Raw genomic sequence first — 23,970 nt, 5'->3', positions numbered from 1 at the left:
GCATCCTACGTAAACAGGATCAAACAGAGAAAAGCACATCCGCTTAAAGAGAGGATGCGCTGTTTTTCCTTTTTACTTTTCATGTCCATAGCTAATGATATTTGTAAAAATGCGATAGCCACCTGGTACTTGGCCTTGAATTTGGCGGTAGAAAACAAGGTTTGTATAGAGATACGTTCCTTTGCCGTATTTAGCCATTAAGATACCGCCGTCAAATGGTTGTTCGTTTGGATCAGCCATGCTGACGAATGTTTCATATTCGTTTGCCCATTCCATCGGGTAGTACAAGCCGCGTTCTTGTATCCAATTTGCCCAATCTTCGTTCGTCAATTTATTTGGCGTGTTGAAAAGCGGTGACTCCGGTTTTAGGATGTTCACCGTGGCGTTTTCATCGGTGACGCGCCAGCGGATGGATGGATTTCCAATCTTTAAGCGGTACGGCGCAGTTGTGTCCGTGTCCCAGTTGTCATTTGGCTTATGATATTGCACAACGAGGTGGCCGCCGTTTTTGACATACTCTTTTAAACGCTCGTTATTAGCAGCCAAATCTACGCGTGATAAGTACGCACGAATGCCAATGACGATGGAGTCATATTGACTTAAATCACCAGAGGAAAGATCTGCTTGAGTTAGCTTTGTCATATCAAGTCCGGCGTTTGTGAGGTAGTCGGCGACTTTGTCAAAGCCACTTTCCACATAGCCTACTTTTAATCCTTTTGGTGCGAGCAATTCAAACGCGACACCATTGACGTTTGCTGGGTATAAGTAATAAAACGTCCCAATATGGTCATAGTGAATTTCTTGGACGGTTGAAGAAAATGATTGACCATTCACGCTCGCTTTAGGAGTTAAGGTGAATGCTCCGTCTTCAATCGTAGCTGGTGGTTGAACGGTAAATGTGACATCTTGCTCCTCGGCGTGCTTTTTAAAGGTGACGGTCGTTGCTTTTGGGCTAACTTTCCATCCGTCTGGCACCTGTAAGGAAACCGATGCGCTTGTCGCGTCACTTCGGTAATTTTTCACCTTGACCGTCACAGGCACGTTGTCTTGAACGTTCGCTGTATTAATGACTAAATCTTCCGGTGAAAGAGTTAATCCGACATCTGGTAACACAGCGATCGTTCCTTCTACTTGTTTCATGGTAGTGGTCTTCGCTCCAGAAGCTTCATAGCTTACGTTCGCTTGAATAACAGGCTCTTTGTACGCATGATAGTTCTCCGCATCGTTTGGAACATGAACGTGATAGGTAAGGGTAGCTGTATGATCAGGGCGTAAGTGTTTTCCTCTTGATGGACCCGTCACCTTCCAGCCTTTTGGCGTGACAAGCTCGACTTTCGTGTTGCGTAATGTTTGCTTTCCGTTATTTGAAATGGTGACTTTTACGCTCGTTTGTTGGCCTTTTGTCAAGATAGTCGAGTCGACAACCGCTTTTACGTCAAGGTTTGATGACACCACACTCACCTCAAGCAGTTGTTCTTTTTTCAATTGTAGCTTATGAAGGAGCGTTGCTTTTAACTCCGTGTCTAGCTTCGCTTGTTTTGTTTTCTTCATTAATTGATTCACGTCTTTTAACGCTTTTTGGGTGTTAGTGAAAACATCTTCACGCGTTGGATAGCTTGAAATGATTCTTTCTAAGCTTTGTTGAAACGTTGAGTAGTGAGCCTGCAGCGCTTTTTCTGTTTTTGGAAGGGTAGTTGCCCACTCGTTAAAGTCATAGGGAATGCCTGCAAATAGCTCTGGATTTTTCGCTTCATTCACAAAGTGCTTTAACTCTAAATCAATTTGTCGTGGTGCGACGGGAATGTCATTGCCCATGCCTTGGCTTTTATGCATGTAGCGCGATTGTTCCCCGATTTGTGGATACGACTTTCCGTAAACAGGATCGAGCATGCCAATTTCAAGTGACGTATGAGCGCTTTGTTTTGATTCGGCTGGTAAGTATAATTTTTTCGTTTGCCAAAGAGATAACCCTTCTTTTAATTGATTAGGGAAAACGGTAGGGTCGGCTGCATCCTTAAACGTTTGTTCACTTAAAATCGTCATCGTGCGGTGATGACCGTGCTGCGTGTCAGAATCTCGAAACGAAGGCATGATGATATCAGGCTGATACGTACGGATAAAGCGAATGAGTCGTTCGTACGTCAAATCTTCTCCCCAATGGTCGAGTGTTTCTTCCTTTGTTTTGGAAAAGCCAAAGTCATAAATAGAATCCGATGTCGTTTCACTGAGGTGATAGGCTTTCACACCGGTGATTTTCGCCGCTTCGATCATTTCTCGGGAACGAATAATGCCAAGGCCATCTCCAAGCTCAAGACCGATTTCATTTTGGCCACCTTCTCCGCGGTTGGCGATTAAGCTAGCGGTTTTTACGCCAAGGCCTCGTGATAAATACGCAAGAAAGTCGCTTCGTTCATCATCTGGATGAGCACCGATGTTTAAAAACGTCACCGTTGTGTCAAGTGGCTTCACGGCGCTCCATAATTCTGGGTCATGCTCGTTTCCTTCGGCGGTGCTTGAAACAGGAAGCAATGTGAAGACGAGTGCGAGTGATAAGACATAAATCATGATCTTCTTCAATGTTGTAACCCCTTTCAATTGTGGTGTTTGTTAGCTCGCTTAACGAACCGAACTTTCTTCCTTATTCTCCTTAGCTATCATAATGGAAGGATTTTGTAAATATTCTAGGTATTGTGAAGTGGTTTTGTGTGTACCTCTTTTTAGAGAGCAGTCTATTGGCATTCTTTCATTCTAAAAAAATTTTATTCATACATCGGAGACGAGAGCGATATACTTTATCGTCAAGTTAATTAGTAAACCTAACTAACAAAATGAAGTCGAGCGTGATGCGATGAAGTTAAAGGGGAGCGTCTATGCAGATGAAATCGATGAATAAAAAAAAGGTACTACAGTGGATTCAGACGCATTCACCAACATCAAGAGCTGAGATTGCGGCGAACCTTTCACTCAGTAAGCCGACGGTATCACTGCTAGTGGATGAGTTAATGGAAGAGAATTGGGTGTATGAAAAAGGCAGTGGCGAGTCGTCGTCACAAGGCGGAAGAAGACCCATACGCCTTTATTTTAATGAAAAAGCAGCTTACATCATTGGGACAGATATTGGCGGGACGAACGTTAAAATGATGATCAGCGATTTGATGGGAAACGTTGTTTGTTCACGTAGCTTTTTAACTCATCACTATGTTGAAAAAGGGCTCATTCCGCAAATAGCCAAAGAAGTTGAGGGTATGCTAGAAGCCTGTCACATTCCGAGGGAGAAGGTGCTCGGGATGGGAGTGGGCGTGCCTGGGATTACTCAAAATGGAATTGTCCTAGAGGCGCCTAGCTTAAATTGGATCAGGTATCCGTTTATTGATTTAGCGACGCAGCACTTTTCGTTTCCGGTTTATGTGGATAACGATGTGAATGTGGCGGCGTTAGGTGAGCAGTGGTTAGGAAATGCAAAGCGCAAAAAACATGTGCTGTTTATTGCCGTTGGAACCGGAATTGGAAGCGGTATCATTTTAGATGATCAGCTGTACCGAGGCTATGGAAATGCAGCGGGTGAAATCGGCTATATGGTAACCAATAAAAACGAGATGAAAACCGACTTTAAACCGATTTTTCATCGATACGGATATTTAGAAAGCGTAGCAGGTGGAAAGGCGATTGGAAAGCGATTTACAGAGTGCGTTTTAAAAGAGCCGCAGCATCCAGCCTACAGTCACGCTCAGCAAGAAGAGCTGTCAGGAGAGCTGGCGTTTACGTTTGCGAAAAAAGGTGACAGGGTTGCGGTTGCGGTCGTTGATGAAGCGCTCGAGCACCTTGCATACGGCATGATTAACGCGGCTAGTTTACTCAATCCAGAGGTGATCATTTTAGGAGGTGGTGTGTGTCAATCAGCGGATTATGTGTTGCCGAAGCTGCGCCAAATCGTCAATCATTATCTTCCGAGTTCAGTAGAGCTGAAGGCGACCAAACTCGGAGACCATGCAGGTGTGCTTGGGGCCGTGTCACTTTTCTTACGAGAGCATGAAAGTATGATGAACTTTTCCTAATAAGGGGGACTTTTAATGAAAAAGAGAAAAACAGCATCCATTGTGACGACTTTATCAATATCGGCTGCGTTATTGCTGTCGGCTTGTAATTCAGAGAAAGAGGTAGTAACGGAGACGGCAAAAGAAGAAAAACCTACATTAGAAGAAAAAGTGGTTGTGTATTCGCCACATGGCAAAGACATTCTTTCAAAATTTGAACAGCAGTTTGAAGAAAAATACCAAATTGATGTGGAATGGCTCGATATGGGGTCACAAGAAATTTTAGATCGCATTCGCTCGGAAAAAAATAATCCGCAAGCGGACGTATGGTGGGGCGCACCGTCTGTGAACTTTGATCAAGCGAAGGATGAAGGATTGTTAAAGCCCTATGCACCTTCGTATTCTAGCAGTCTAGCAGAAGGATTCCACGATCCAGAATGGCACTGGTCAGGTACGAGTCAAACGCCTGAAGTCATTATGTACAACACCAAAGAGCTATCAAAAGAAGAAGCACCGAAAGATTGGGATGAGTTGTTAGATTCAAAGTGGAAGGATGAAATCATCATTCGCTATCCGCTTGCTTCGGGTACAATGCGTACGATTTTCTCGGCGATGATTTACCGTGATTTTAAAGACTCGAACGACCCAGCAGCTGGATATGATTGGCTGACAAAGCTTGATGCGAATACGAAAGAGTACGCTGCGAACCCAGAGATGATGTACAACAAAGTCGCAAAAGGAGAAGGAGCGCTTTCGGTGTGGGCGATGCCGGATGTTGTCATGCTAAAAGAAAACAAAAACTATCCGTTTGAATTCATTATCCCTGAAAGCGGAACGCCGGTTTTAACAGAAGGAATTGCGATTGTGAACGATTCCCCACATCCAAAAGCAGCGGAAGCCTTTTATGAGTTTGTGAACACACCAGAAGCAGCGAAGATTCTGGCTGAAGAATTTTATCGCATTCCAACACGTGATGACATTGACGGACTTCCAGCATGGATTACCGAAACAGAGATTAAAGCGATGGATATTGATTGGAAGGTGTTCCAAGAAAATAGCGATACGTGGATGAAGCATTGGGATGAAAACATTAAAAGTGGAGAGAAAGAAATTAAAGAATAGGAAGTGTGAGCACTATGGCGTCAATTTCGATGGATGAAGTCCAAAAAGCCTTTGGCAAGGTGATCGCAGTGGATCACTTAAACCTTGACATTCAAGACGGAGAGTTTTTCACATTTCTTGGGCCAAGTGGCTGTGGGAAAACGACGACTCTACGGATGATTGCGGGATTTTACTACCCGACAAAAGGGGTTGTTCGCTTTGGCGAAAAGGATATGACGCGTGTGCCTCCTGAAAAACGAAACACGGGCATGGTTTTCCAAAACTATGCCCTTTTTCCTCACATGACGGTGTTTGAAAATGTGGCGTTTGGGTTGCGCGTTAGAAAAGTTAGCAAAGCGGAGCTGAAAGAACGAGTACGCGATGTGCTTCAAAAAGTAAGGCTTGATCCATACGCCGAACGTCAAGTGAGTCAGTTAAGTGGAGGACAGCAGCAGCGCGTTGCCTTAGCGAGAGCGTTAGTCATTGAACCTGAAATTTTATTGCTAGATGAGCCGTTAAGTAACTTAGACGCAAAGCTGCGCGATGAAATGAGAAGTGAGATTTTACGGCTGCAAAAAGAATACAACATTACAACAATTTACGTGACGCACGATCAAGCTGAAGCGCTGTCGATGAGCGATCGCATCGCGGTTTTTAATGTTGGCGTCTGTCATCAAATCGGCACGCCTTCTGATATTTATAACGAGCCGGCCAATGATTTTGTGGCGCGTTTTATTGGTGACATTAATCTATGGCCCGTCACGATTCAACACGTTCAACAGGATTTCTTGCTTGTTCACATTCAAAATGGTGAAGACATCACGGAACTAACGGTGAAGAATACAACTCTTCCTGATGAAGGAGATCAAGAAAAAAAGCTTGCGTTGTCTATTCGGCCAGAATCGATTACTGTATCGAGTCAAGAGAGGGACGGTGTGAATATGATAAAGGGAACGATTGAAGAGGTTCATTTCTTCGGTTCCACCATTCACCTTGTCGTTCGTGATGGCGAGCTCACATATAAAGTGAATACGCTTAATAATGGAGGAGCGACAAGCTTTCAAGTAGGCTCAGATGCGTGGATTGAACTGCCGAGTGAGCAGATGCGCGTTATTCCAATTGTGAGTGGTGATTCCTCATGATGAAAAACCGTGACACGCGATTAACGATTTTTCTGCTCATTCCCGTTTTATTGGTGCTCGTGGCGTACGTGCTGTATCCATCGCTGCGCACGCTCATTGAAAGCTTGCATAAAGACGGTGTGTGGACGTTCAGTCATTACAGCGATTTCTTTACACAAGAATCGAAAACGAATTTAGAAGCGCTCTGGAATTCGGTGTACATCTCCTTATTAAGCGTGTTGTTTAGTGCGCTGATTGGCATTCCGCTTGCGTTTATTTTTAACCGCTACGACTTTCCGGGCAGAAGCTTTTTTGCATCGGCTGCGATTATGCCGATTGTGCTTCCGTCACTCGTTGGCGTGATGGCGTTTATGTTTTTGTACGGAGAAACAGGGCTTATTCCAAATGCCATCAAAGATTTGTTTGGACTTGACGATGTGCCATTTAAAATTGGAGGCGTGTCCGGCATTTTAATTGTGCATGCGTACACGATGTATGTGTATTTTTACATGACTGTGTCGTCGGCGATTCATAAAATCGATCCATCATTAGAGGAAGCGGCGTATAACCTTGGAGCGAGCAGGTTTAAGGTGTTTTGGAGAGTGACGTTTCCGCTTTTAACACCAGCCATTGTCGCGGCATCGCTGCTTGTGTTTATGATTTCCATGGCGTCGTTTAGTGCCCCGTTTTTACTTGCGGGTGGTTATCGGGTGTTGAGTTTGCAAATTTATTTTTCGAAAATTAATGGCGACATGGAAGTGGCAGCGACGCAGTCTGTCATCTTATCAATTGTGTCCATTAGCTTTTTACTGTTTATGCGTTGGTATCAAAATCGAAAAGATTACCGCATGGCGTCAAAAGGCATTGGCGCACATCGTAGTGAAGTCAGCAATCCGATTATGAAATGGTCGCTAGTTGTTACCGGCATCATCGGTGTCATCATTTTACTGCTGCCGCACTTGACGATTTTACTTTTGTCACTCGTCCCAGATGGAACGTGGACGTGGCAAACGTATCCGACGGTGTTTAATGGAGAGAATTATCGGTTGTTATTTGAAGATCCAAATGTGTTCAAGCCGCTGAAAAACAGCTTGATTTTATCAGTTGTCGCAACGGCAGGAAACTTTGTATTTGGGGTGATTGCGTCGTATGTGCTTGTGAAGCGCAAATTCGTCGGCAAAAGCTTTGTCGATATTTTAGTGATGATTCCATGGGCATTACCCGCAACCGTCATTGGAATGAACTTAATTTTTGCATTTAACGAACCGACGATTTTCTCCTTCGGACAGATTCTAGTCGGGACGTTTTGGATTTTACCGCTTGCGTATTTTATTCGCCACATCCCGCTTGTTGTTCGCTCAACGAATGCGGTGTTAGAGCAATTAGATGATTCCATAGAAGAAGCCTCGAGAAGCTTAGGGGCGAAGTGGTTTTATACGTTTCGAAAAGTCATTTTACCGCTCATTATGCCAGGGGTGTTAGCGGGTACGCTGTTGTCGTTTGTTGAGTCGGTTGGGGAATTTCCGACATCGGTGCTGCTTTATACGTTATCAAACCGGCCCATTTCCATTGAAATTATGAATCAGCTGCGCATGTTCAATATGGGGCAGGCAGCGGCATACGGAATGATTCAAATTGCGTTAATTGCGCTTGTGCTGTTTATTTCGCATAAGTTTTTCGGAGTCAAAGCAGAAAAATCATTGTCGTAAAACGGAGTTGACGAGATGAAAAAGCTAGATGAGTTTTTAAAGGGAGAAGGCGCGTCTTTTCCAGGTAAAACGTATGTAGAAGAGCTGTTGCGTCCGGTATTTAATGATCAGCGTGATTATCTCTTTCACGTCATGTTTGATATTCACCGTGCGCATGTGGTGATGCTTGCCGAACAAGGCATCATTCCAAAAGATGAAGGAAGAATTATGCTGAATGGAATTAATAAAGTAGCGAAATCAGATACGCGCTCACTTGCATATGAGCCGCAGTTTGAAGATTTGTTTTTTATGATGGAAGCAAAAATAGCCGAAGAGATTGGCGAGGAGCTTGCCGGGAAGATTCACATTGCGCGCAGTCGAAACGATATGGGAATTGCGATGTATCGCCTTGTGTTGCGAGAGCGTATTTTAGAAATGCTTGGTTACATGTATGACTTAAGCGACGTTCTTCTTGAACAAGCGAAAGCTCATCATGAAACGTACATGACGGGCTACACCCATACACAGCCTGCGCAGCCGACAACGCTTGGGCATTACTTGCTTGCCATTTACGATGTGCTACAGCGAGACATTGTGCGGTTTTGGTCAGCGTATAAAACCGTGAATCAATCATCATTAGGAGCAGCGGCACTGACGACGACGGGGTTTCCGATTTGTCGCGACCGAACGCGTGCGTTACTTGGCTTTGATCAACTTATTGAAAATTCCTATGATGCGATTGGTGGCGCGGATTATTTACTCGAAACCGCATCCTCTCTTATGACATGTATGGTGAATACAGGAAGGTGGATTCAAGATTTCCTTCAGCACGTCACACGAGAATTCGGTACGTTTCAAGTAGCGGACCCGTACGTGCAAGTGAGCAGCATTATGCCTCAAAAGCGAAACCCTGTCTCCATTGAGCATTCAAGGTCGCTCGCAAGCAGTGCGTATGGAGAAGCATTTGCGGCAATGAACATGATTCATAACACGCCGTTTGGAGACATTGTCGATACGGAAGATGACTTACAGCCGCATTTATACCGTTCGTTCAACAATGCCAACCGTGTGTTCAAGCTCATGTATGCAGTCATTGCTACGGTAAATGTGAACAAAGAGCATGCTAAGGAAATGGCGAAAAAATCATGCATCACCATTACAGAGCTTGCCGACACCCTTTCAAGAGACTACAACATTCCATTCCGACAAGCTCACGCCATTGCTAGCCACATTTCCAAACAAACAGTGAAGGAAGGGAACGAACTGTCGGATTGGGACATAGCGGATGTTAATCACGTTATTCAACCATTCGTTTCGGTTTCGTTAACCGAAGACGAATGGAAAAAAATCATCTCACCCGAATACTTCGTTCGCATCCGTAATCGTCAAGGTGGCCCAAGTCCACAAGAGGTGATACGAATGATCAACAATCGAGCCGAAGCCCTGATGCATGACAAGAAAGCCTATGAACGATTAGTAGAGGAATTGAAGAAGAAGCGAGAGAAGCTGGTGGGGTTTACGTTTTAAGAAATGAAGATGGAGTAATTGGTAGTATTTTGTAAAAAAGCAATTCATCATGATATAATCGTTTCAAGTAACAGACACTTCTTTTACCATATCGTTGAACGAAACGACATCATAACGGTCCTAGCTAAAAGCGAATGGAAAGTGAGAAAGCACTTTATTCTTAAGGTGCTTTTTGTTTTCTACTGTTGAATGAAACAATTGAATGGGGGAGGCTTCCGTTTTTAAAAAACGGGACGACGCTGTCATTTCTGTATTGTGAATGAAAGAGTAATAGAACGAGTAGAAAACAAGAAGAAAACAGAGCGCTTGTTGTGACATTTTCAATGGGGGGATTTGGTGATGAATGCAAGAAATTCGAAGCGTGTAGTGCTACTGATTCATGAAATATACGGCGTCAATGAGCATATGATGCATGCTGCTGACATGATAAAAGGGTGGGGATTTGACGTTGAGTGCCCCAATCTATTTGCTAGAAGTCAAGCCTATTCTTATCAAGAAGAGGAACAAGCCTACAAGAATTTTATGAGTAACGTGGGGATAGAAAAGGGAGTCTCTCTCATCAGGCAATACGTACAAGAGCTAAAAGAGAAGTATGAACAGATTTATTTAGTAGGGTACAGCGTAGGAGCTACCATCGCTTGGCTATGTAGTGAGGATGAGTGGGTTGATGGAGTGATAGGGTATTACGGCTCTCGAATTAGAGATCATCTGGAGGTCGAGTCTACATGTCCGGTTTTATTGTTTTTTTCCGAGAGCGAAAAATCGTTTAACGTGCAAGAACTTGTACGAAATCTTCTCGCAAAAGAAAATGAGAAGATAAGCCTTCATACATTTCCGACCAAGCATGGGTATGCAAATCCGTATTCTCCACATTTTAGTCAGCCGTACTATACAGAATCCTTACGATTGACTAAAGAATTTTTAGTAAATAAGTTACCGTTACACATCGATGACATACATAACGTTCACTCTAGCAACTAAACGTAGGATAAAGGTTGAGATTCACATAAAGCCCATTCTCTGTTAAGGCCATTGCGAACCTTCTTCTCAATGGTCTTTTCGTATTACTGACGTTGCTTCTAATCAATCGTAACATTGAGAGGACATTCGTCTCTCTTTTTCTACTATCTCTACGTTAGTTCCATAGGTCAAACTACGTAAATATCCGTTGAAATGTACCTTATCGTTGACATCGGATTTTATTTGTTATATTCTACCTTTTGTAAATCGTAATGATTATGATTTGAAATCTATTAAACTAGAGGGAATTGAGATGATGCAAGAAATCGATTTTATTAAGTGTAATCCGACTCAAAACATGACGATTTTAGTGAAGACGGAGCATTCGATTACAGAGCATACACGCATTGCCTCGAAAATGATGGCGTATGACAACGTATATGCCGAGCAAGTTGGTTTTATTGAACGTCCTGTCACGCATAAAGCGGCTGCTCATTTGCAGATGGCAGGAGGAGAGTTTTGTGGCAATGCATGTATGGCGTTAGCCGCTTTTTTAGCTGCAGAAAAAGGGCTACAAGTACATGAGCAAACCGATGTTGTGTTAGAAACGTCAGGAACGGATGAGCTTGTAGCGTGTCACGTGAAACGACAAGGAGATACGTATCATTGTCAAGTGAGCATGCCTGTTCCTGAAAAGGTGGAGCAACGAGTCATCCAGTACGAAGGAAATGAGCTGTCGATTGTGATTGTTAGATACAGAGAGTTCATTCACCTGGTGCTTGAAGTCGAAGCGTTTCATGAAGAAGTGAAAGCGCAAGCTGAATCGTTAGCGAAGCTACTTGGCGTAACGTTAGGGGCTCAGTTAATTGGTGTGCTGCTGTATCAAGTGCAGTCAAAGGAGCTTGCGCCGCTTATTTACGTGCCGAGTGTAGACAGCCTCATTTGGGAACGAGGCTGTGGGTCAGGGACCGCTTCGATTGGGGCATATCTCGCTTGGAAGCAAGAGGAAGAAGTGGTCGAAAAGATTACACAACCAGGTGGCACCATTGGGGTTACGGCTACTTGGTACAACGGAGCCATCACAAGTTTGACAATTGAAGGATCGGTTGGGATCGTTGCACAAGGAAAAGCATTTGTTAACGTGTAAAAAAAGAGAGGAGTGAAGCACATGAAGACAGTTATGTCGCTTCAAGAACAGTTAGTCGAGTTTGTTCAAGCATTTAATGAGCTTGCGCCTGAACAGCATACAATCAAACATGATATCGAGCTTGAGAAAGTGATGGATGACTACGCCACATTCGTGACAAATAAAGCGAATGAAGAAGAATGGCACAGAATGATGAAGGACCCCTCACATACGTTCACTCAACTAGTTGAAGAAGCAAGAGTGAAGTCAGCGCGCTGTGTAACCATTATGGAGAAATACCGCGCATGGAAGTTACTAGAAGGACAAGAGGGGAAAACAGACTACTTTCAAAACATTGAATCATGTATTGAAGAAGAGTTTGGTTCTTTTCACGTCACGGCTGATTCAAAGGTACTGTTAGTGGGCTCTGGTTCATTTCCGATGACACCGTTATTAATTGCCAAGCGAACAGGAGCGAAGGTGATGGGCATTGACATTGATGAAGAGGCGATTGAGATTGGTCGACGTGTTGTTCATCAGCTAGGCAAAGATTTACCGATTCAGCTTGAAAAGGTCGTCATTGAAGAAATTCCGGGCATTCATGAGATTACGCACGTCATTTTTAGCTCAACCGTCAATGGGAAATACGACCTGTTAGATCAATTACATACACTTACAAATGACGATGTCGTTGTCGCGATGAGATATGGAAATGAATTGAAGTCACTTTTTAATTACCCAATGCAGCAAGTCAATGAGCGAAAGTGGAAAATGGTTGATACGGTTTTGCGTCCACATCAAGTATTTGATATTGCTCTATATAAAAAAGCATAGATTACTTGTGTAAGAGAGGGAGGGTTTTATGAACCATTTTCAGCGTGTCTTACTAGCAGGCACAGGCCCGGCATCGGTTCAACTCGCCGTTCATTTGAAGCAGCGCATGAACAGTGAAGTCGGGATTGTCGGACGGTCTTCAGTTCGTTCAGCGTCCTTTTTTGAAGCGGTCATGCAGCATGGTCATGTTCTTCGCGCGCATGTTCAAAATGAAAAGCATGAAGCGATGAAGGGTGAGTGCTTTTTGGATCAGCTGTTTCAAGGCTATGAAACTGTACAAGGCCAATGGGAGACATTGATGCTTTCGGTGACAACCGATGCTTATATTGACGTCTTAACTCAACTCAATCGTGACGTATTAAAGACTGTTAAATGCATCGTTTTGATTTCTCCGACATTTGGATCCAATCACTTAGTCACCAATTATATGAGAAGTCTTGGTTCAGAAGCGGAAGTCATCAGTTTTTCCACCTATTACGGAGATACAAGGTGGCTAGAGGGCAAGCCGTCTCATGAAGTCATCACAACCGGGATGAAAAAGAAAACGTTTATTGGCTCGACACATGGTGTATCGTCAAACGTTCAAGCTCTTTGTGGGCTGTATGAAACGTTAGGTATTCACTTAGAAGTGATGCAGTCGCCGATGGAAGCCGAAACGCGAAACATTTCTCTTTACGTTCACCCACCGCTTTTTATGAATGAGTTTTCATTGAATGTGATATTTAAAAACGTCGAGATGAAAAAGTATGTGTATAAGCTGTATCCAGAAGGACCGATCACGCAAGGGCTTATTCGCAACATGCTTGCTCAGTGGAAAGAAATGATGGCCGTTTTAGAGAAGCTCGGCATTGCTGAGGTAAATTTATTAAAATTTATGGTGGATGACAACTATCCAATTCGAGAAGAGAGCTTAGCTCGTGATGAGATTGAGCGATTTGTGGAATTAGAAACGATTCACCAAGAATATGTACTGTATGTGCGGTATGCCTCTCTGCTTATTGACCCGTTTTCAGAGCCTGACGAGACGGGAAGGTACTTTGATTTTTCAGCGGTTCCAATTAGAACCATTTTTACGAATCAAGCAGGACAGATTGATATTCCAAGAATGCCAAAGGAAGATTATTACCGCATTAAAATGATTCAAGGCATTGCAAAACATGTGAAAGTGGATTGTCCAACCATTGATTTGTTTATTCATACGTATGAGCAAAAGCTAAAAGAGGCGTCTCGCACTCTTCAAGGAGAAAAGCGATCCGATGCGTTTATCGTTCAAGATTTTGCCGATGACATTCAGCGAATATGCGCCGAGTTAACAGAGGTGTAACAGGTTTCTTTTATGAAAAAATGAAAAGCGTTATGTTTCTTATTTTCACACATACATTAGAGGGAATAACATGAAAAAGGAGAAAGAAAATGACGATTAAAAAACGATTTAAAGGAGCAGCCATCTCCGTTATGGCTTGCGCGATGCTCGTTGCGTGCTCGGCTGATTCAAGCAGCTCGACTGAAAAGAAGCAAGATGAACTGGTGTATGCAACGGCAAAAGACATTAATGACATGAATCCGCACTTATACCCTGGGTCAATGCCGGCTCAAGGGATGGTGTATGAATCATTAGTTGAAAACACAGAGGACGGAATTAAGCCGTTACTCGCAGCGTCTTGGGATGTGTCAGAGGATGGCAAAGTGTATACATTTAACCTCCGAGATGATGTGACGTTTCATGATGGAGAGCCGTTTAACGCGGAAGCCGTGAAAGCAAACATAGAAGCGGTTCAACGCAACAGTGAAAAACATTCATGGATTCAGCTATCTAGTAAAATCGTCAGTGTCAATGCCGTTGACGAGTATACGGTGGAACTCGTATTGTCCGAGCCTTACTATCCAACGCTTGTGGAGCTATCGATGACAAGACCATACGTATTTATTTCACCGAAGGATTTTAAGAATGGTGAAACAAAAGATGGCGTAAGCGGCTATCACGGAACAGGTCCTTACAAGCTAGAGGAACATAAAGTCGATCAATACGCAACGTTTGAAGCAAACGATACGTATTGGGGCGGAGAGCCAAAAGTGAAAAACGTAACAGCAAAAGTGCTGCCAGCAGGTGAAACGACGTTTTTAGCGCTACAAAAGGGTGAAGTGAACGTGACGTTTACGGATGACCGAGGTGCCGACAGCATGAATGCAGATGCAGTGAATCAGCTTGTTGAATCAGGGAAGTATCAGGTTGTTCAAAGTAAGGAAATGAACACGAAGATGATAGTTGCCAACAGCAGTAAGCAGGAAAGCCCGGTGAGCGAGAAGGAAGTGAGAGAAGCGATCTGGCACGCGATTGATCGTAAAACGATTAGTGAAGATCTGTTAAATGGCAAAGAAACGGTTGCCGAGACACTGTTTTCTTCAAACGTTCATTACGCCGATTTGAAGCTGAACAAGCGTCCATACGATGTGAAAAAAGCAGAAGCGATACTAGAAGAAGCTGGATGGACGTTTGAAAATGGCCAGTCTGTTCGAGAAAAAGATGGCAAGCCATTAGCGATGGAGCTTTACTATGATGCAAATTCACCGTCTCAAAAAGCACAAGCAGAATTTATTCAAAGCTCCGTAAAAGAAGTAGGCATTGAGTTAGACATTCTTGGAGAAGAATCAACCTCGATTGCGAACCGCCGCGCAACAGGAGAGTATGACTTGCTGTTCAATCAAACGTGGGGCCTTGCATATGATCCACAAAGTACGGTTAATGCGTTTCAATCAGAAGTCGCCTATTTACATACAACAAAAGGAATGGCAAACGCAGACGAGATGTATGAAAAAATGGCAGATGTTTTAGTATCAAAGGATGAAGCAACACGAAAAGCACTATATGGTGATATTTTAACGATGGTCCATGATGAAGCAGTGTTCATTCCGCTAACAAACGGTCATGTAACCGTAGTGGCACCGAAAGAGCTAAAAGGCATTTCGTTTAAGCAAACACAATATGAGCTACCGTTTGAACAAATGTACTTTGAATAAAAAGGGGGGCAAGTCCCCTTTTTTATTTAGGTAGGAAAAGAAGAGAGAAGGGAGAGATTTCATGGGCGTATATGTGCTAAAAAGGCTATTCATCTCAATTCCGCTGCTAGTGGTTATTTCCTTTTTAACGTTTGTGCTCGTTAGCTTTTCACCGTTAGACCCAGCAGAGCTTGTGCTGCAAGCGCAAGATGTCCCGGTTATCACAGATGAGCTCATTCAACAAACGAACGAAGAGCTTGGGCTGAATGACCATTTTTTCGTTCGCTATGCAAACTGGCTTGTGGCGTGCTTGCAGCTAGATTTTGGAGAATCGTATGTAAAAGGAGAACCAGTGTGGTCACTCATTGGTCCAGCTTTTTGGAACACGTTAAAGCTGACGCTCGTTTCCTCTGTGGTGATTATTAGTCTATCAATCTCACTTGGTGTTCTGTGTGCGTTAAAAGCAGGCAGTGCTCTTGATCAGTTCATTCGCGGAGTGCTCTTTTTCTTTACCGCTGTTCCGGCCTACTGGTTAGCGGCGATGTTGATTTGGTATGTGTCGGTAAAGCTTGATTTGCTACCAACAAGCGGAATGGATTCGTATCAAAGCTACATCCTGCCAGTTTCCGTCATTTCCGTAAGCTACATCGGTCTTTATTTCCGAAACGTTCGGAGCTCTATGTTAAATCAATTGAATAAAGAGTACGTGCTGTATGGAAGAGCATCGGGACTAAAGGAAAAAAAGATTACGATGCATGTGCTACGAAACTCTCTTCAAGTGGCGATTTCGATTTTTTGTATGGCGATTCCGATAATTTTAGGTGGGACCGTTGTGATTGAAAATGTGTTCGCTTGGCCGGGCTTAGGAAGCTTGAGTGTCGAAGCCATTTTAAGCCGAGACTTTCCGGTTATTCAGGCTTACGTCTTACTAATTGCGGTCTCATTTGTATTATTTAATATGGTCTCTGATGTGTTACAAGCGGCACTGAATCCACGAGTAAGGGCGGGGCGATAAATGACATGTATTCAACGGTTATGTCACGATAAACTAGGGATCTCTTCATTAGGCATTTTACTCATCATCATGCTGCTTGGCATCTTTGCACCCTTGATCGCACCTCATGACCCACTCGCTGTAAATATGAAGCTTCGGTACGCGGCGCCATCGCTTGAGTATTGGTTCGGAAACGATCATCTCGGACGCTGCGTGCTATCGAGGCTGTTGTATGGCATTCGGCCGAGTGTGTTGTGGGTCCTTGTTGCGCTCGTTCTGTCGGTGTTCATCGGAACGGTAATCGGCTTTATCGCTGGTTATTTTAAAGGCTGGGTGGATGCAGTCATCATGAGGGTGTGCGATGTGATGCTGTCGTTTCCTGTATATGTGATGACCTTGGCGATTGTTGGGATGCTAGGAGTCGGATTAGAGAACATTCTTCTTGCATTTGTGTTGATGAAATGGGCGTGGTTTGCCCGCGTTATTCGAACGTCTGTGATGCAGTATACCGAATTAGAGTACGTGACGTTTTCAAAAGCGATTGGGATGCCGTCTCATCACATTATTAGAAAGCACATTCTTCCTGTTACGCTCTCGGATATTGCTGTTGTCGCAAGTAGCTCCATCGGTTCAATGATTTTACAAATATCTGGCTTATCCTTTCTCGGTCTAGGGATGAAAGCGCCGAATCCAGAATGGGGCATGATGCTAAACGAAGCCAGGCAGGTGATGTTCACGAAGCCTGAGCTCATGCTTGCACCAGGCATCTCTATTGTGATAGTCGTATCGGCTTTTAACTTTCTAGCGGATTCCCTTCAAGTCGCCTTAAATCCAACGCTCGCAAACGAAAAGAAGCCGCTACTTGTGAAAATGAACGTCAAATTCCGTGGAAAAGAGGTGGCAAAGTAACGTGAATGTGTTAGAGGTTAAACAACTACACGTATGGGACGCTCATCGTGGAAACACGATCGTGCATCGCAGTTCGTTTCAAGTAAAAGAAGGAAGCTGCCTAGCGATTGTCGGGGAGAGTGGAAGCGGGAAATCGGTGACGTGCCGAGCGGTTATGAAACTAAATCCATCCTCGCTTCATCAATCAGGTGAGGTGTTTTTTAAAGGTGAGAGTCTGTCTTCTCTGTCAGAAAAAGAGATGAGGAAAAAGCGTGGGCGCCACATCGGCATGATTGTTCAAAACGGAATGAGTGCGTTTGATCCGTCATGTGTAGTCGGTGTTCACCTGCATGAAACGCTTGCCGAGCATTTTCAGTGGAGCAGGCATGAGCGTGATGAAAGATTGAAGGAAGCGATGAAGCGAGTGATGCTGAACGATCCAGTAAGTGTGATGAACAAGTATCCGCATCAGCTGTCAGGTGGGATGCTGCAGCGCATCATGATTGCGTTAACCCTTGTGCTAGAGCCAGATCTTGTTATTGCGGACGAACCAACGACCGCTCTTGATACGGTGTCACAGTTTGAAGTGGTGGAGCAGTTTAGGAAGCTACGTGAAGAAGTAGGCTGTGCGATTTTATTTGTGTCTCACGATTTAGGGATTGTGAAAAAGCTTGCCGATGAGGTGCTTGTGATGAAGGATGGACACATTGTCGAGCAAGGGCCGACGTCATCCGTCTTTTCACAGCCAACGCATGACTATACGAACTATTTAGTGTCCACTCGACTTGCATTAAGTGACCATTTTACCAAGATCATGGGGAGAGAATAATGGGATTACGAGTAGAAGGTGTCGAAAAGTCTTATGAAGCAGGAAGCTGGTTGTCAAGAAACACGCAGCACGTCATCCTCAATGTAAGCTTTACATGTGAAAGCGGAGAATGCCTGGGTATTATTGGCGAAAGCGGCAGCGGAAAATCCACACTTGGGCGCTTGCTTCTTGGTGTGGAAAAGCCAGATCAAGGGAGAGTGCTGCTGAACGGAGAAAACGTTGTAAATCGACGCGCACGACTTGGCAAGATGAGTGTGGTGTTTCAAGATTATCGCTCGTCGATTCACCCTTTTTTGACCGTTGAACAAGCGATTATGGAGCCATTAACGCTAACGAATCAGCACGATAAAAAGAAGGTGGATTCCTTGCTAACACAGGTTGGCTTGCCGCTGTCGTATAAGCAGAAATATCCGCACGAGCTATCAGGTGGAGAGGTACAACGCGTGTGCATCGCAAGAGCTATTTCAACGGAACCATCGTGCATTTTATTTGATGAAGCCATCAGTTCATTGGATGTGTCGATTCAAGTGCACATTTTAGATTTACTAAAAGAGTTAAAAACTCGCTACAACATGAGCTATATCTTTATTACACATGACCTGCAAGCGGCTGCGTACATGTGTGATCGGTTGCTAATTTTAAAAGACGGACAAGTCGAAGAAACCGTCGCAGTGGAGGAGTTACGTCATGTACAGTCTCCTTATGCGAAAAAGCTATTGAACACGTTGATTACCTTTTAAGAAAGAAGGAGAAAACGATGTTAACAGGAGCGTTATCGTTGCCGTTTTTACGCTTATACGTGCTGGTGCTTCTTTACTTTAGTGCGAATGCCATTTTGAACGTAATCATTCCACTACAAGGAGAAGCGTTAGGGGCGACGAATACAACCATTGGAATCGTGATGGGGGCGTACTTATTTACGACAATGTTTTTCCGCCCCTTTGCCGGTCATCTCATTCAAAAGCACGGACCGATTAAGGTGCTGCGAACGATTTTACTTGTAAACGGGTTTGCGTTACTGCTCTATCCATTTACAGGTTTAGGAGGCTATTTTGTTGCCCGGATGCTGCAAGGGGTGTCGACCGCCTTTTTCTCCATGGCGCTACAAATTGGAATCATTGATGCATTGCCAGAAAAAGATCGTTCACAAGGAATCTCACTGTATTCACTCTTTTCATACATACCGGGTATTTTGGGGCCATTGCTGGCGTTAAGTATGTGGCAAGGAGGCATGGACGCCTTTACTTATGTGATGATTGGTATTGCCGTTGTGACGGGTCTTGTTGGCTATAGTGCGAAAATGGAGCCTAAAAAGGACGATCAAAACACAGAAGGAAACGCCCCTCGAGGCAAGATGTCTGCCTCATTTGGTGAGCTTTTTCGCAATCCGTTTTTATTCAAGTGCAGCGTGCTTATGCTTGTTTCATCGGTGATTTTTGGAGCAGTGACGACGTTTATTCCGCTGTATGCAAAAGAGGTGCCGAGTGGACATGCAGGAATTTACTTGATGCTTCAAGCGGCAACGGTTGTCCTAGCTCGCTTCACGCTACGCAAACACATTCCATCAGACGGAAAGTGGCACCGGTCGTTTATGATGGGGACGATGCTAGTGCTTGCATTAGCGGCTCAATGCGTAAGCTTCTCTGTGACGGGCGGAGTGGTGTTCTTTTACGCAGGAGCGATATTAATGGGAATAGCGCAAGCCCTTATTTATCCAACACTGACCACTTATTTAAGCTTTGTGCTACCAAAAGCGAACCGCAACGTGCTGCTTGGCTTGTTTATCGCGACCGCCGATTTAGGCGTTTCGCTTGGCGGTGTTATGATGGGCCCGCTTGCCGATCTTTTCTCTTACTCCTTCATGTACATGATGTGTGCCGCATTAGGCGGTATGATGATTTTGTTTGCGTATGAGCGAAGAGAAAAAAATTTAGGTTGACAACTATTTTCAGATGCAGTAATCTTTTCTTAAATTAAATAACCGAGAGATGTCGTGCTTGACTTTTTACTAATACGAGCGCCTTAGCATGCTGTTAAATAACCATTTGACTGGATGAAAAGGGGCTGTCGTGATAAAAAAAGAAAAGTGTAAATAAATCGGTGTATTTCTTAGCTAGGTGACTAGATTAAGGAGTAGACCGATTTTTTTTGTTGGGAAAAAAAGGAGGAGCAGCTATGAAAAAATCAAAAGGATTAATTGAATCGGAAATTAGCAAAGCCATTACACAATGGGAAAAGGATTATTTAGGGCGCGGTTCCGTGTCGGTCAAATCCGATATTTTACGTGACATGATCATTGTTAACTTACGGGGAGTACTCACACCTGCCGAGTACGCAGTCTGCGAAACAGTGGACGGAAGATTGTCGGTTAAGAAGAACCGAGCAACGCTTGTTGAGTCCGGGGTTCAGCAATTAAAAGAAATTGTGACAGCCATTACGGGAGAAGAAATCAGTAGCTTTCATACCGATATTAGTACGCGAACAGGAGAGCGCGTGATGATTTTTAAAATGGACCGAGATTACGAAAAAACAATCTGATGGGAGATCTTTAAAAAACGAACGTTCGTTAAAGATAAACCGGCAGTTTTCAAACAAGGCACACGTGTGCTGTTTGAGAAGTGCCGGTTTTTTTATTGGATTTTTGATAAAGGAGGAATTAGATGTCAGACATTATTATGCAAAACATATTGTCACCGGCTGTTTTGTTTTTTGTTCTTGGACTCATCGCAGCCGTTTTAAAATCAGACCTTGCTTTTCCAAAAAGCATTGGTGAAGCATTAAGTCTTTATTTACTCATTGCGATTGGCTTAAAAGGGGGGATTGAGCTTGCTCATTATTCGGTAAACGATGTGTTCATCCCAATCATTGGCGCTCTTTTTCTAGGGACGATTATTCCCATTATTACGCTATTTATCACTCGTTTTATGAACATGGACCGAAAAAATGCCATTGGGTTAGCGGCTACGTACGGCTCCATTAGCATTGTCACGTATGGAGCGGCCATTTCGTTTTTAGAAAAGCAGGCCATTTCATATGAAGGGTTCATGAATGCGATTGTCGTGCTGATGGAGAGTCCTGCCATCTTTGTCTCGATGCTGCTGCTTAAAGGGCTAGAGTCTCGACATACGCTGTCACCGGCTTCGTCTCGTTCGTTAGGCTTCGTCTCACCGTCAACCAATTTTATTGACCCAGCCGTTATGAAAGAAAGCTTGGTTGGAAAAAGTGTGCTGCTGCTTGTCGGAAGCTTAGCGATTGGTCTTTTACTTGGAGAGCGAGCCATCCCTACTGTGAAGCCGCTTTTTATTGACCTTTATGGGAGCGTGCTGCTGCTGTTTTTATTACACATGGGATTAACGGCTGGTCAGCGACTGCCTGAAGTGAAAAAGCATGGAGTGAAATTGCTTATCTTCGGAATGGGTGCACCGCTTTTATTTGGAAGCCTCGGTGTACTTGTGGGCCACTTAGTCGGTCTCTCTTTAGGGGGAACGACGTTAATGGGCGTATTAGCTGGAAGTGCTTCTTACATTGCAGCACCAGCGGCATTAAAATCATCGGTTCCTGAAGCCAATCCCTCGATTTATTTAGGGCTTTCCTTAGGAATTACGTTTCCGTTTAATTTAATTGCAGGAATTCCAATTTATTATCAGCTTGCACAATGGATGCAATAGGAGGAATGAAAACAATGAAAAAAGTAATGGTACTAACAAACGTAGAGAAACAAGATGTGCTAAATTCGATTGTGAATCAGCCTAAAGAAGAAATGATGATGGTAAAAATGCATGACCTCACAATTTCACAGCCATACGGTTGTTTAATGAGAAACGTCCTGCTGGCTGTTTATGAAGAAGGCATTCAAGAGATTTATGTCATTGGAGAGCAAACACAAACAAGTGAACGACAAAAAGCACAGCTAGAAGAGAAGATAAAAGCAGCTGAAATCAGCGAGGAAGTTATTCAAACAATTAATTACACAAACAGTGCGAAACCAGATTTTATAAGCTGGTTAGTTGGCCAAACAAACATGAAGCAAACTGTGAAACAGAATGTGAAGCTCATTCAATCTCATCCAGTGATGCCAAAATCAGTTCGTGTGCAAGGTGTATGGATTGATAGTGAAACGGGTGAGCATCAGTCTGTATAAAATTAGAGTGTTCAAGCTCACACGTAGTGGGTAAGACATGCAAAAAAACCACTCCTCTATCTTTTAAAGGATAGAGGAGTGGTTTTTTTATTTGTGCAGAAAGAACGAACATTTTTCAGGTAATCCCTTCTTTTTTTAGAAATGTTTGTTAACCTTTTCTTAGCTCATGCGTTTTAATGGTGGGAGGTATGAGATGAATGATTCCATAATGGGAAAGAAGCTGAATGAGATTTTAGCATTTGTTTATTCATATTTACTGAAAATGGGGGCTTCAAAAGAAGATGCAGAAGACATTATTCAAGAGACCGCGTATAAGTTCTTAACATACATGGATTCGATTAAAACGAGCAACATTCAAAGCTGGTTATTTAAAGTGGCAATTAACCATTATTACGACATGACGCGAAAACAGTCGAGACGAAAAAATCTGTTATTGAAGTTCAATGTTCAAGAGCTTTTTGAGGAAGAAACCCCAGAGAAAGTTGTGCTACAAAGTGAGCTGGGTCGAGCTATTCAAGAGGTGTTAAATAAGCTGAGTCCAAAAAGCAGACAGCTACTCATTTTGAAGTACAGTACAGAACTAAAAATTACTGAAATTGCACAGCTGTATCACACGAAGGAAGCATCGATTAAAACGAGTTTGTACCGAGCACGACAGCAGTTTATTGAAGAATATAGGAGGTATGAGCATGAGCAACGAACATGATTTTTTACCAAAAGACGATGAATTTGAAAATTTGATTAAACAAGCAAGACGACGTTCATTGATTAAAATGATTGCGATTTCGTTGATTGTAAGCTTAGTTGTGGTGTTTGGACTCTATTATGTTGGGAATTTTGTGATGCTGAAGAAAATGGAGAAAGAAACGAGCATGGATTCGGCGTGGAACACCATTCAAGGAGCCAATGTTGAAGAGCAAGGCACTTCGTATAATTATTCTGCTCTTTCAGCTACGGCCAAAACAAAAGTGATAAAAAAAGTGAGCGGTGTGCCAATCTCGTGGGGAGAACGTGAAAAGGTGTTTACGGTGTTTGGTACCTCCAGAGTAATAACAACCGATGGGCCAGGTGGGTCTGGTCATGTTTATGATGAGCGAATCGTTCTTTATTTTGAAGGAGAGCGAGCAATCGAGTTCTTCCATCCAAGCGTCACGTATAAAAAAATCTATGACGACCGAGCGCTCTTGCCTGACATTAGTGACAAAGATGTTGTAGAAATGGCCTTTTCGTTTGACAAACCATACACCATCCAAGAAGTAGAAAAAATCTTCAAGGAGGATCTTGTCTGGATGTGGGTCGATACGTTCAGTGAAGAGAGAATAAACGAGCATAATGAGATCAACGGAAATGACGTGACAAACGACATTCATACAATCATTGGTGATGGTGCTTATGGATTTAGCTACGACAAACGCTCAGACGCTCCAGTAGGACAAACGTTTACGATGATGCTAGACATGCTAAAAGAAGATGGGGGAAACTATCAGGATCAAGCGAAAGAAATCTATACGACGCTTACAAAGGGAAGTGTCAAACCACTTGAGCCAAACGACCTTCGCATCACGGGCGTAGTGGTTACAGGAAAGCCAGAAAGTCTACAAACATATAACGACTTATCTATGATTCGCGGTGCGACGTTAGGAGCGACAACGAGTCAATATTAATAGGAAGAGTTTGTCGTTGCGTTTGTTCAAAAAGAAGAAAAAAATAGGGAAGTAAGCCCTTATCCA

General features: G+C 43.5%; 21 protein-coding genes. 20 read left to right on the top strand and 1 reads right to left on the bottom strand.

Going from position 1 to position 23,970, the window contains the following annotated elements:
* Positions 1 to 72 precede the first annotated feature (72 nt).
* A complete protein-coding gene (locus JOC83_RS05980; protein ID WP_239583381.1) occupies positions 73 to 2,577 on the bottom strand; it encodes an NEW3 domain-containing protein in 2,505 nt (834 codons plus the stop codon).
* A 293-nt stretch (positions 2,578 to 2,870) separates the two neighbouring features.
* Here JOC83_RS05980 and JOC83_RS05975 point away from each other — a divergent pair, with 293 nt between their 5' ends.
* The 20 genes from JOC83_RS05975 (at position 2,871) to JOC83_RS05880 (ending at position 23,904) form a co-directional block, all read left to right on the top strand.
* Positions 2,871 to 4,055 (top strand): ROK family transcriptional regulator, encoded by a 1,185-nt coding sequence (locus tag JOC83_RS05975; protein ID WP_205185272.1) that lies wholly within the window; start codon positions 2,871 to 2,873, stop codon positions 4,053 to 4,055.
* A 15-nt stretch (positions 4,056 to 4,070) separates the two neighbouring features.
* The gene (locus JOC83_RS05970) at positions 4,071 to 5,156 is read left to right on the top strand and encodes an extracellular solute-binding protein (RefSeq protein ID WP_205185270.1); all 1,086 of its coding nucleotides are present in this window, start codon (positions 4,071 to 4,073) and stop codon (positions 5,154 to 5,156) included.
* A 14-nt stretch (positions 5,157 to 5,170) separates the two neighbouring features.
* Positions 5,171 to 6,277 carry an ABC transporter ATP-binding protein gene (locus JOC83_RS05965; protein ID WP_205185268.1) on the top strand — a complete coding sequence of 369 codons (1,107 nt, stop codon included), beginning with the start codon at positions 5,171 to 5,173 and terminating at the stop codon, positions 6,275 to 6,277.
* Positions 6,274 to 7,965, top strand: a complete 1,692-nt coding sequence (locus JOC83_RS05960) for an ABC transporter permease (RefSeq protein ID WP_205185265.1) — start codon at positions 6,274 to 6,276, stop codon at positions 7,963 to 7,965. The genes JOC83_RS05965 and JOC83_RS05960 overlap by 4 nt, the downstream gene beginning before the upstream one ends.
* A 15-nt stretch (positions 7,966 to 7,980) precedes the next feature.
* Positions 7,981 to 9,471, top strand: a complete 1,491-nt coding sequence (gene argH, locus JOC83_RS05955) for an argininosuccinate lyase (RefSeq protein WP_205185261.1) — start codon at positions 7,981 to 7,983, stop codon at positions 9,469 to 9,471.
* A gap of 339 nt (positions 9,472 to 9,810) precedes the next feature.
* Positions 9,811 to 10,452 (top strand): dienelactone hydrolase family protein, encoded by a 642-nt coding sequence (locus tag JOC83_RS05950; protein WP_205185259.1) that lies wholly within the window; start codon positions 9,811 to 9,813, stop codon positions 10,450 to 10,452.
* A 292-nt stretch (positions 10,453 to 10,744) separates the two neighbouring features.
* Complete coding sequence (locus tag JOC83_RS05945) at positions 10,745 to 11,578, top strand: histidine racemase CntK family protein (RefSeq protein ID WP_205185255.1); 834 nt, start codon at positions 10,745 to 10,747, stop codon at positions 11,576 to 11,578.
* Between the two features lie 21 nt (positions 11,579 to 11,599).
* Positions 11,600 to 12,391: a class I SAM-dependent methyltransferase gene (locus JOC83_RS05940; RefSeq protein WP_205185252.1), complete on the top strand. Its 792-nt coding sequence runs from the start codon at positions 11,600 to 11,602 to the stop codon at positions 12,389 to 12,391.
* 28 nt (positions 12,392 to 12,419) lie between these two features.
* On the top strand, positions 12,420 to 13,715 hold the full coding sequence (locus JOC83_RS05935) for an opine metallophore biosynthesis dehydrogenase (protein ID WP_205185249.1): 1,296 nt from the start codon (positions 12,420 to 12,422) through the stop codon (positions 13,713 to 13,715).
* An 89-nt stretch (positions 13,716 to 13,804) separates the two neighbouring features.
* A complete protein-coding gene (cntA, locus tag JOC83_RS05930; RefSeq protein WP_205185246.1) occupies positions 13,805 to 15,409 on the top strand; it encodes a staphylopine-dependent metal ABC transporter substrate-binding lipoprotein in 1,605 nt (534 codons plus the stop codon).
* A gap of 61 nt (positions 15,410 to 15,470) precedes the next feature.
* Positions 15,471 to 16,403, top strand: coding sequence for a nickel/cobalt ABC transporter permease (gene opp1B, locus JOC83_RS05925; protein ID WP_205185244.1), 933 nt, complete (start codon positions 15,471 to 15,473; stop codon positions 16,401 to 16,403).
* Entirely contained in the window at positions 16,404 to 17,291 is an 888-nt protein-coding gene (gene cntC, locus JOC83_RS05920) for a staphylopine uptake ABC transporter permease subunit CntC (RefSeq protein ID WP_205185242.1), read from the top strand. It abuts the gene before it with no gap.
* A 1-nt stretch (position 17,292) separates the two neighbouring features.
* On the top strand, positions 17,293 to 18,099 hold the full coding sequence (gene cntD, locus JOC83_RS05915) for a staphylopine uptake ABC transporter ATP-binding protein CntD (RefSeq protein WP_205185240.1): 807 nt from the start codon (positions 17,293 to 17,295) through the stop codon (positions 18,097 to 18,099).
* Complete coding sequence (locus JOC83_RS05910; RefSeq protein ID WP_205185239.1) at positions 18,099 to 18,839, top strand: ABC transporter ATP-binding protein; 741 nt, start codon at positions 18,099 to 18,101, stop codon at positions 18,837 to 18,839. Before cntD ends, JOC83_RS05910 begins: the two co-directional genes overlap by 1 nt.
* Before the next feature lie 17 nt (positions 18,840 to 18,856).
* Entirely contained in the window at positions 18,857 to 20,038 is a 1,182-nt protein-coding gene (cntE, locus tag JOC83_RS05905; RefSeq protein ID WP_205185238.1) for a staphylopine family metallophore export MFS transporter CntE, read from the top strand.
* A gap of 236 nt (positions 20,039 to 20,274) precedes the next feature.
* Positions 20,275 to 20,637: a Na-translocating system protein MpsC family protein gene (locus tag JOC83_RS05900; protein WP_205185236.1), complete on the top strand. Its 363-nt coding sequence runs from the start codon at positions 20,275 to 20,277 to the stop codon at positions 20,635 to 20,637.
* Between the two features lie 122 nt (positions 20,638 to 20,759).
* Positions 20,760 to 21,767 carry a sodium-dependent bicarbonate transport family permease gene (locus JOC83_RS05895; protein ID WP_205185234.1) on the top strand — a complete coding sequence of 336 codons (1,008 nt, stop codon included), beginning with the start codon at positions 20,760 to 20,762 and terminating at the stop codon, positions 21,765 to 21,767.
* A gap of 14 nt (positions 21,768 to 21,781) precedes the next feature.
* Positions 21,782 to 22,240 carry a carbonic anhydrase gene (locus JOC83_RS05890; protein WP_205185232.1) on the top strand — a complete coding sequence of 153 codons (459 nt, stop codon included), beginning with the start codon at positions 21,782 to 21,784 and terminating at the stop codon, positions 22,238 to 22,240.
* A 193-nt stretch (positions 22,241 to 22,433) separates the two neighbouring features.
* A complete protein-coding gene (locus JOC83_RS05885) occupies positions 22,434 to 22,946 on the top strand; it encodes an RNA polymerase sigma factor (RefSeq protein ID WP_205185230.1) in 513 nt (170 codons plus the stop codon).
* Positions 22,930 to 23,904, top strand: coding sequence for an anti sigma factor C-terminal domain-containing protein (locus JOC83_RS05880; RefSeq protein ID WP_205185228.1), 975 nt, complete (start codon positions 22,930 to 22,932; stop codon positions 23,902 to 23,904). Before JOC83_RS05885 ends, JOC83_RS05880 begins: the two co-directional genes overlap by 17 nt.
* Positions 23,905 to 23,970 lie beyond the last annotated feature (66 nt).

Origin of the sequence: Priestia iocasae, assembly GCF_016909075.1 — a bacterium.
Taxonomy (GTDB): Bacteria; Bacillota; Bacilli; order Bacillales; family Bacillaceae_H; genus Priestia; species Priestia iocasae.
The sequence above is the reverse complement of the archived record's forward strand: the minus strand, read 5'-3'. Positions and strand labels throughout refer to the sequence as shown.

Coding starts and splice junctions, on each gene's coding strand:
- JOC83_RS05975 (WP_205185272.1), top strand. CDS start 2,871: ATGCAGATGAAATCGATGAATAAAAAAAAGGTACTACAGTGGATTCAG.
- JOC83_RS05970 (WP_205185270.1), top strand. CDS start 4,071: ATGAAAAAGAGAAAAACAGCATCCATTGTGACGACTTTATCAATATCG.
- JOC83_RS05965 (WP_205185268.1), top strand. CDS start 5,171: ATGGCGTCAATTTCGATGGATGAAGTCCAAAAAGCCTTTGGCAAGGTG.
- JOC83_RS05960 (WP_205185265.1), top strand. CDS start 6,274: ATGATGAAAAACCGTGACACGCGATTAACGATTTTTCTGCTCATTCCC.
- argH (WP_205185261.1), top strand. CDS start 7,981: ATGAAAAAGCTAGATGAGTTTTTAAAGGGAGAAGGCGCGTCTTTTCCA.
- JOC83_RS05950 (WP_205185259.1), top strand. CDS start 9,811: ATGAATGCAAGAAATTCGAAGCGTGTAGTGCTACTGATTCATGAAATA.
- JOC83_RS05945 (WP_205185255.1), top strand. CDS start 10,745: ATGATGCAAGAAATCGATTTTATTAAGTGTAATCCGACTCAAAACATG.
- JOC83_RS05940 (WP_205185252.1), top strand. CDS start 11,600: ATGAAGACAGTTATGTCGCTTCAAGAACAGTTAGTCGAGTTTGTTCAA.
- JOC83_RS05935 (WP_205185249.1), top strand. CDS start 12,420: ATGAACCATTTTCAGCGTGTCTTACTAGCAGGCACAGGCCCGGCATCG.
- cntA (WP_205185246.1), top strand. CDS start 13,805: ATGACGATTAAAAAACGATTTAAAGGAGCAGCCATCTCCGTTATGGCT.
- opp1B (WP_205185244.1), top strand. CDS start 15,471: ATGGGCGTATATGTGCTAAAAAGGCTATTCATCTCAATTCCGCTGCTA.
- cntC (WP_205185242.1), top strand. CDS start 16,404: ATGACATGTATTCAACGGTTATGTCACGATAAACTAGGGATCTCTTCA.
- JOC83_RS05910 (WP_205185239.1), top strand. CDS start 18,099: ATGGGATTACGAGTAGAAGGTGTCGAAAAGTCTTATGAAGCAGGAAGC.
- cntE (WP_205185238.1), top strand. CDS start 18,857: ATGTTAACAGGAGCGTTATCGTTGCCGTTTTTACGCTTATACGTGCTG.
- JOC83_RS05900 (WP_205185236.1), top strand. CDS start 20,275: ATGAAAAAATCAAAAGGATTAATTGAATCGGAAATTAGCAAAGCCATT.
- JOC83_RS05895 (WP_205185234.1), top strand. CDS start 20,760: ATGTCAGACATTATTATGCAAAACATATTGTCACCGGCTGTTTTGTTT.
- JOC83_RS05890 (WP_205185232.1), top strand. CDS start 21,782: ATGAAAAAAGTAATGGTACTAACAAACGTAGAGAAACAAGATGTGCTA.
- JOC83_RS05885 (WP_205185230.1), top strand. CDS start 22,434: ATGAATGATTCCATAATGGGAAAGAAGCTGAATGAGATTTTAGCATTT.
- JOC83_RS05880 (WP_205185228.1), top strand. CDS start 22,930: ATGAGCAACGAACATGATTTTTTACCAAAAGACGATGAATTTGAAAAT.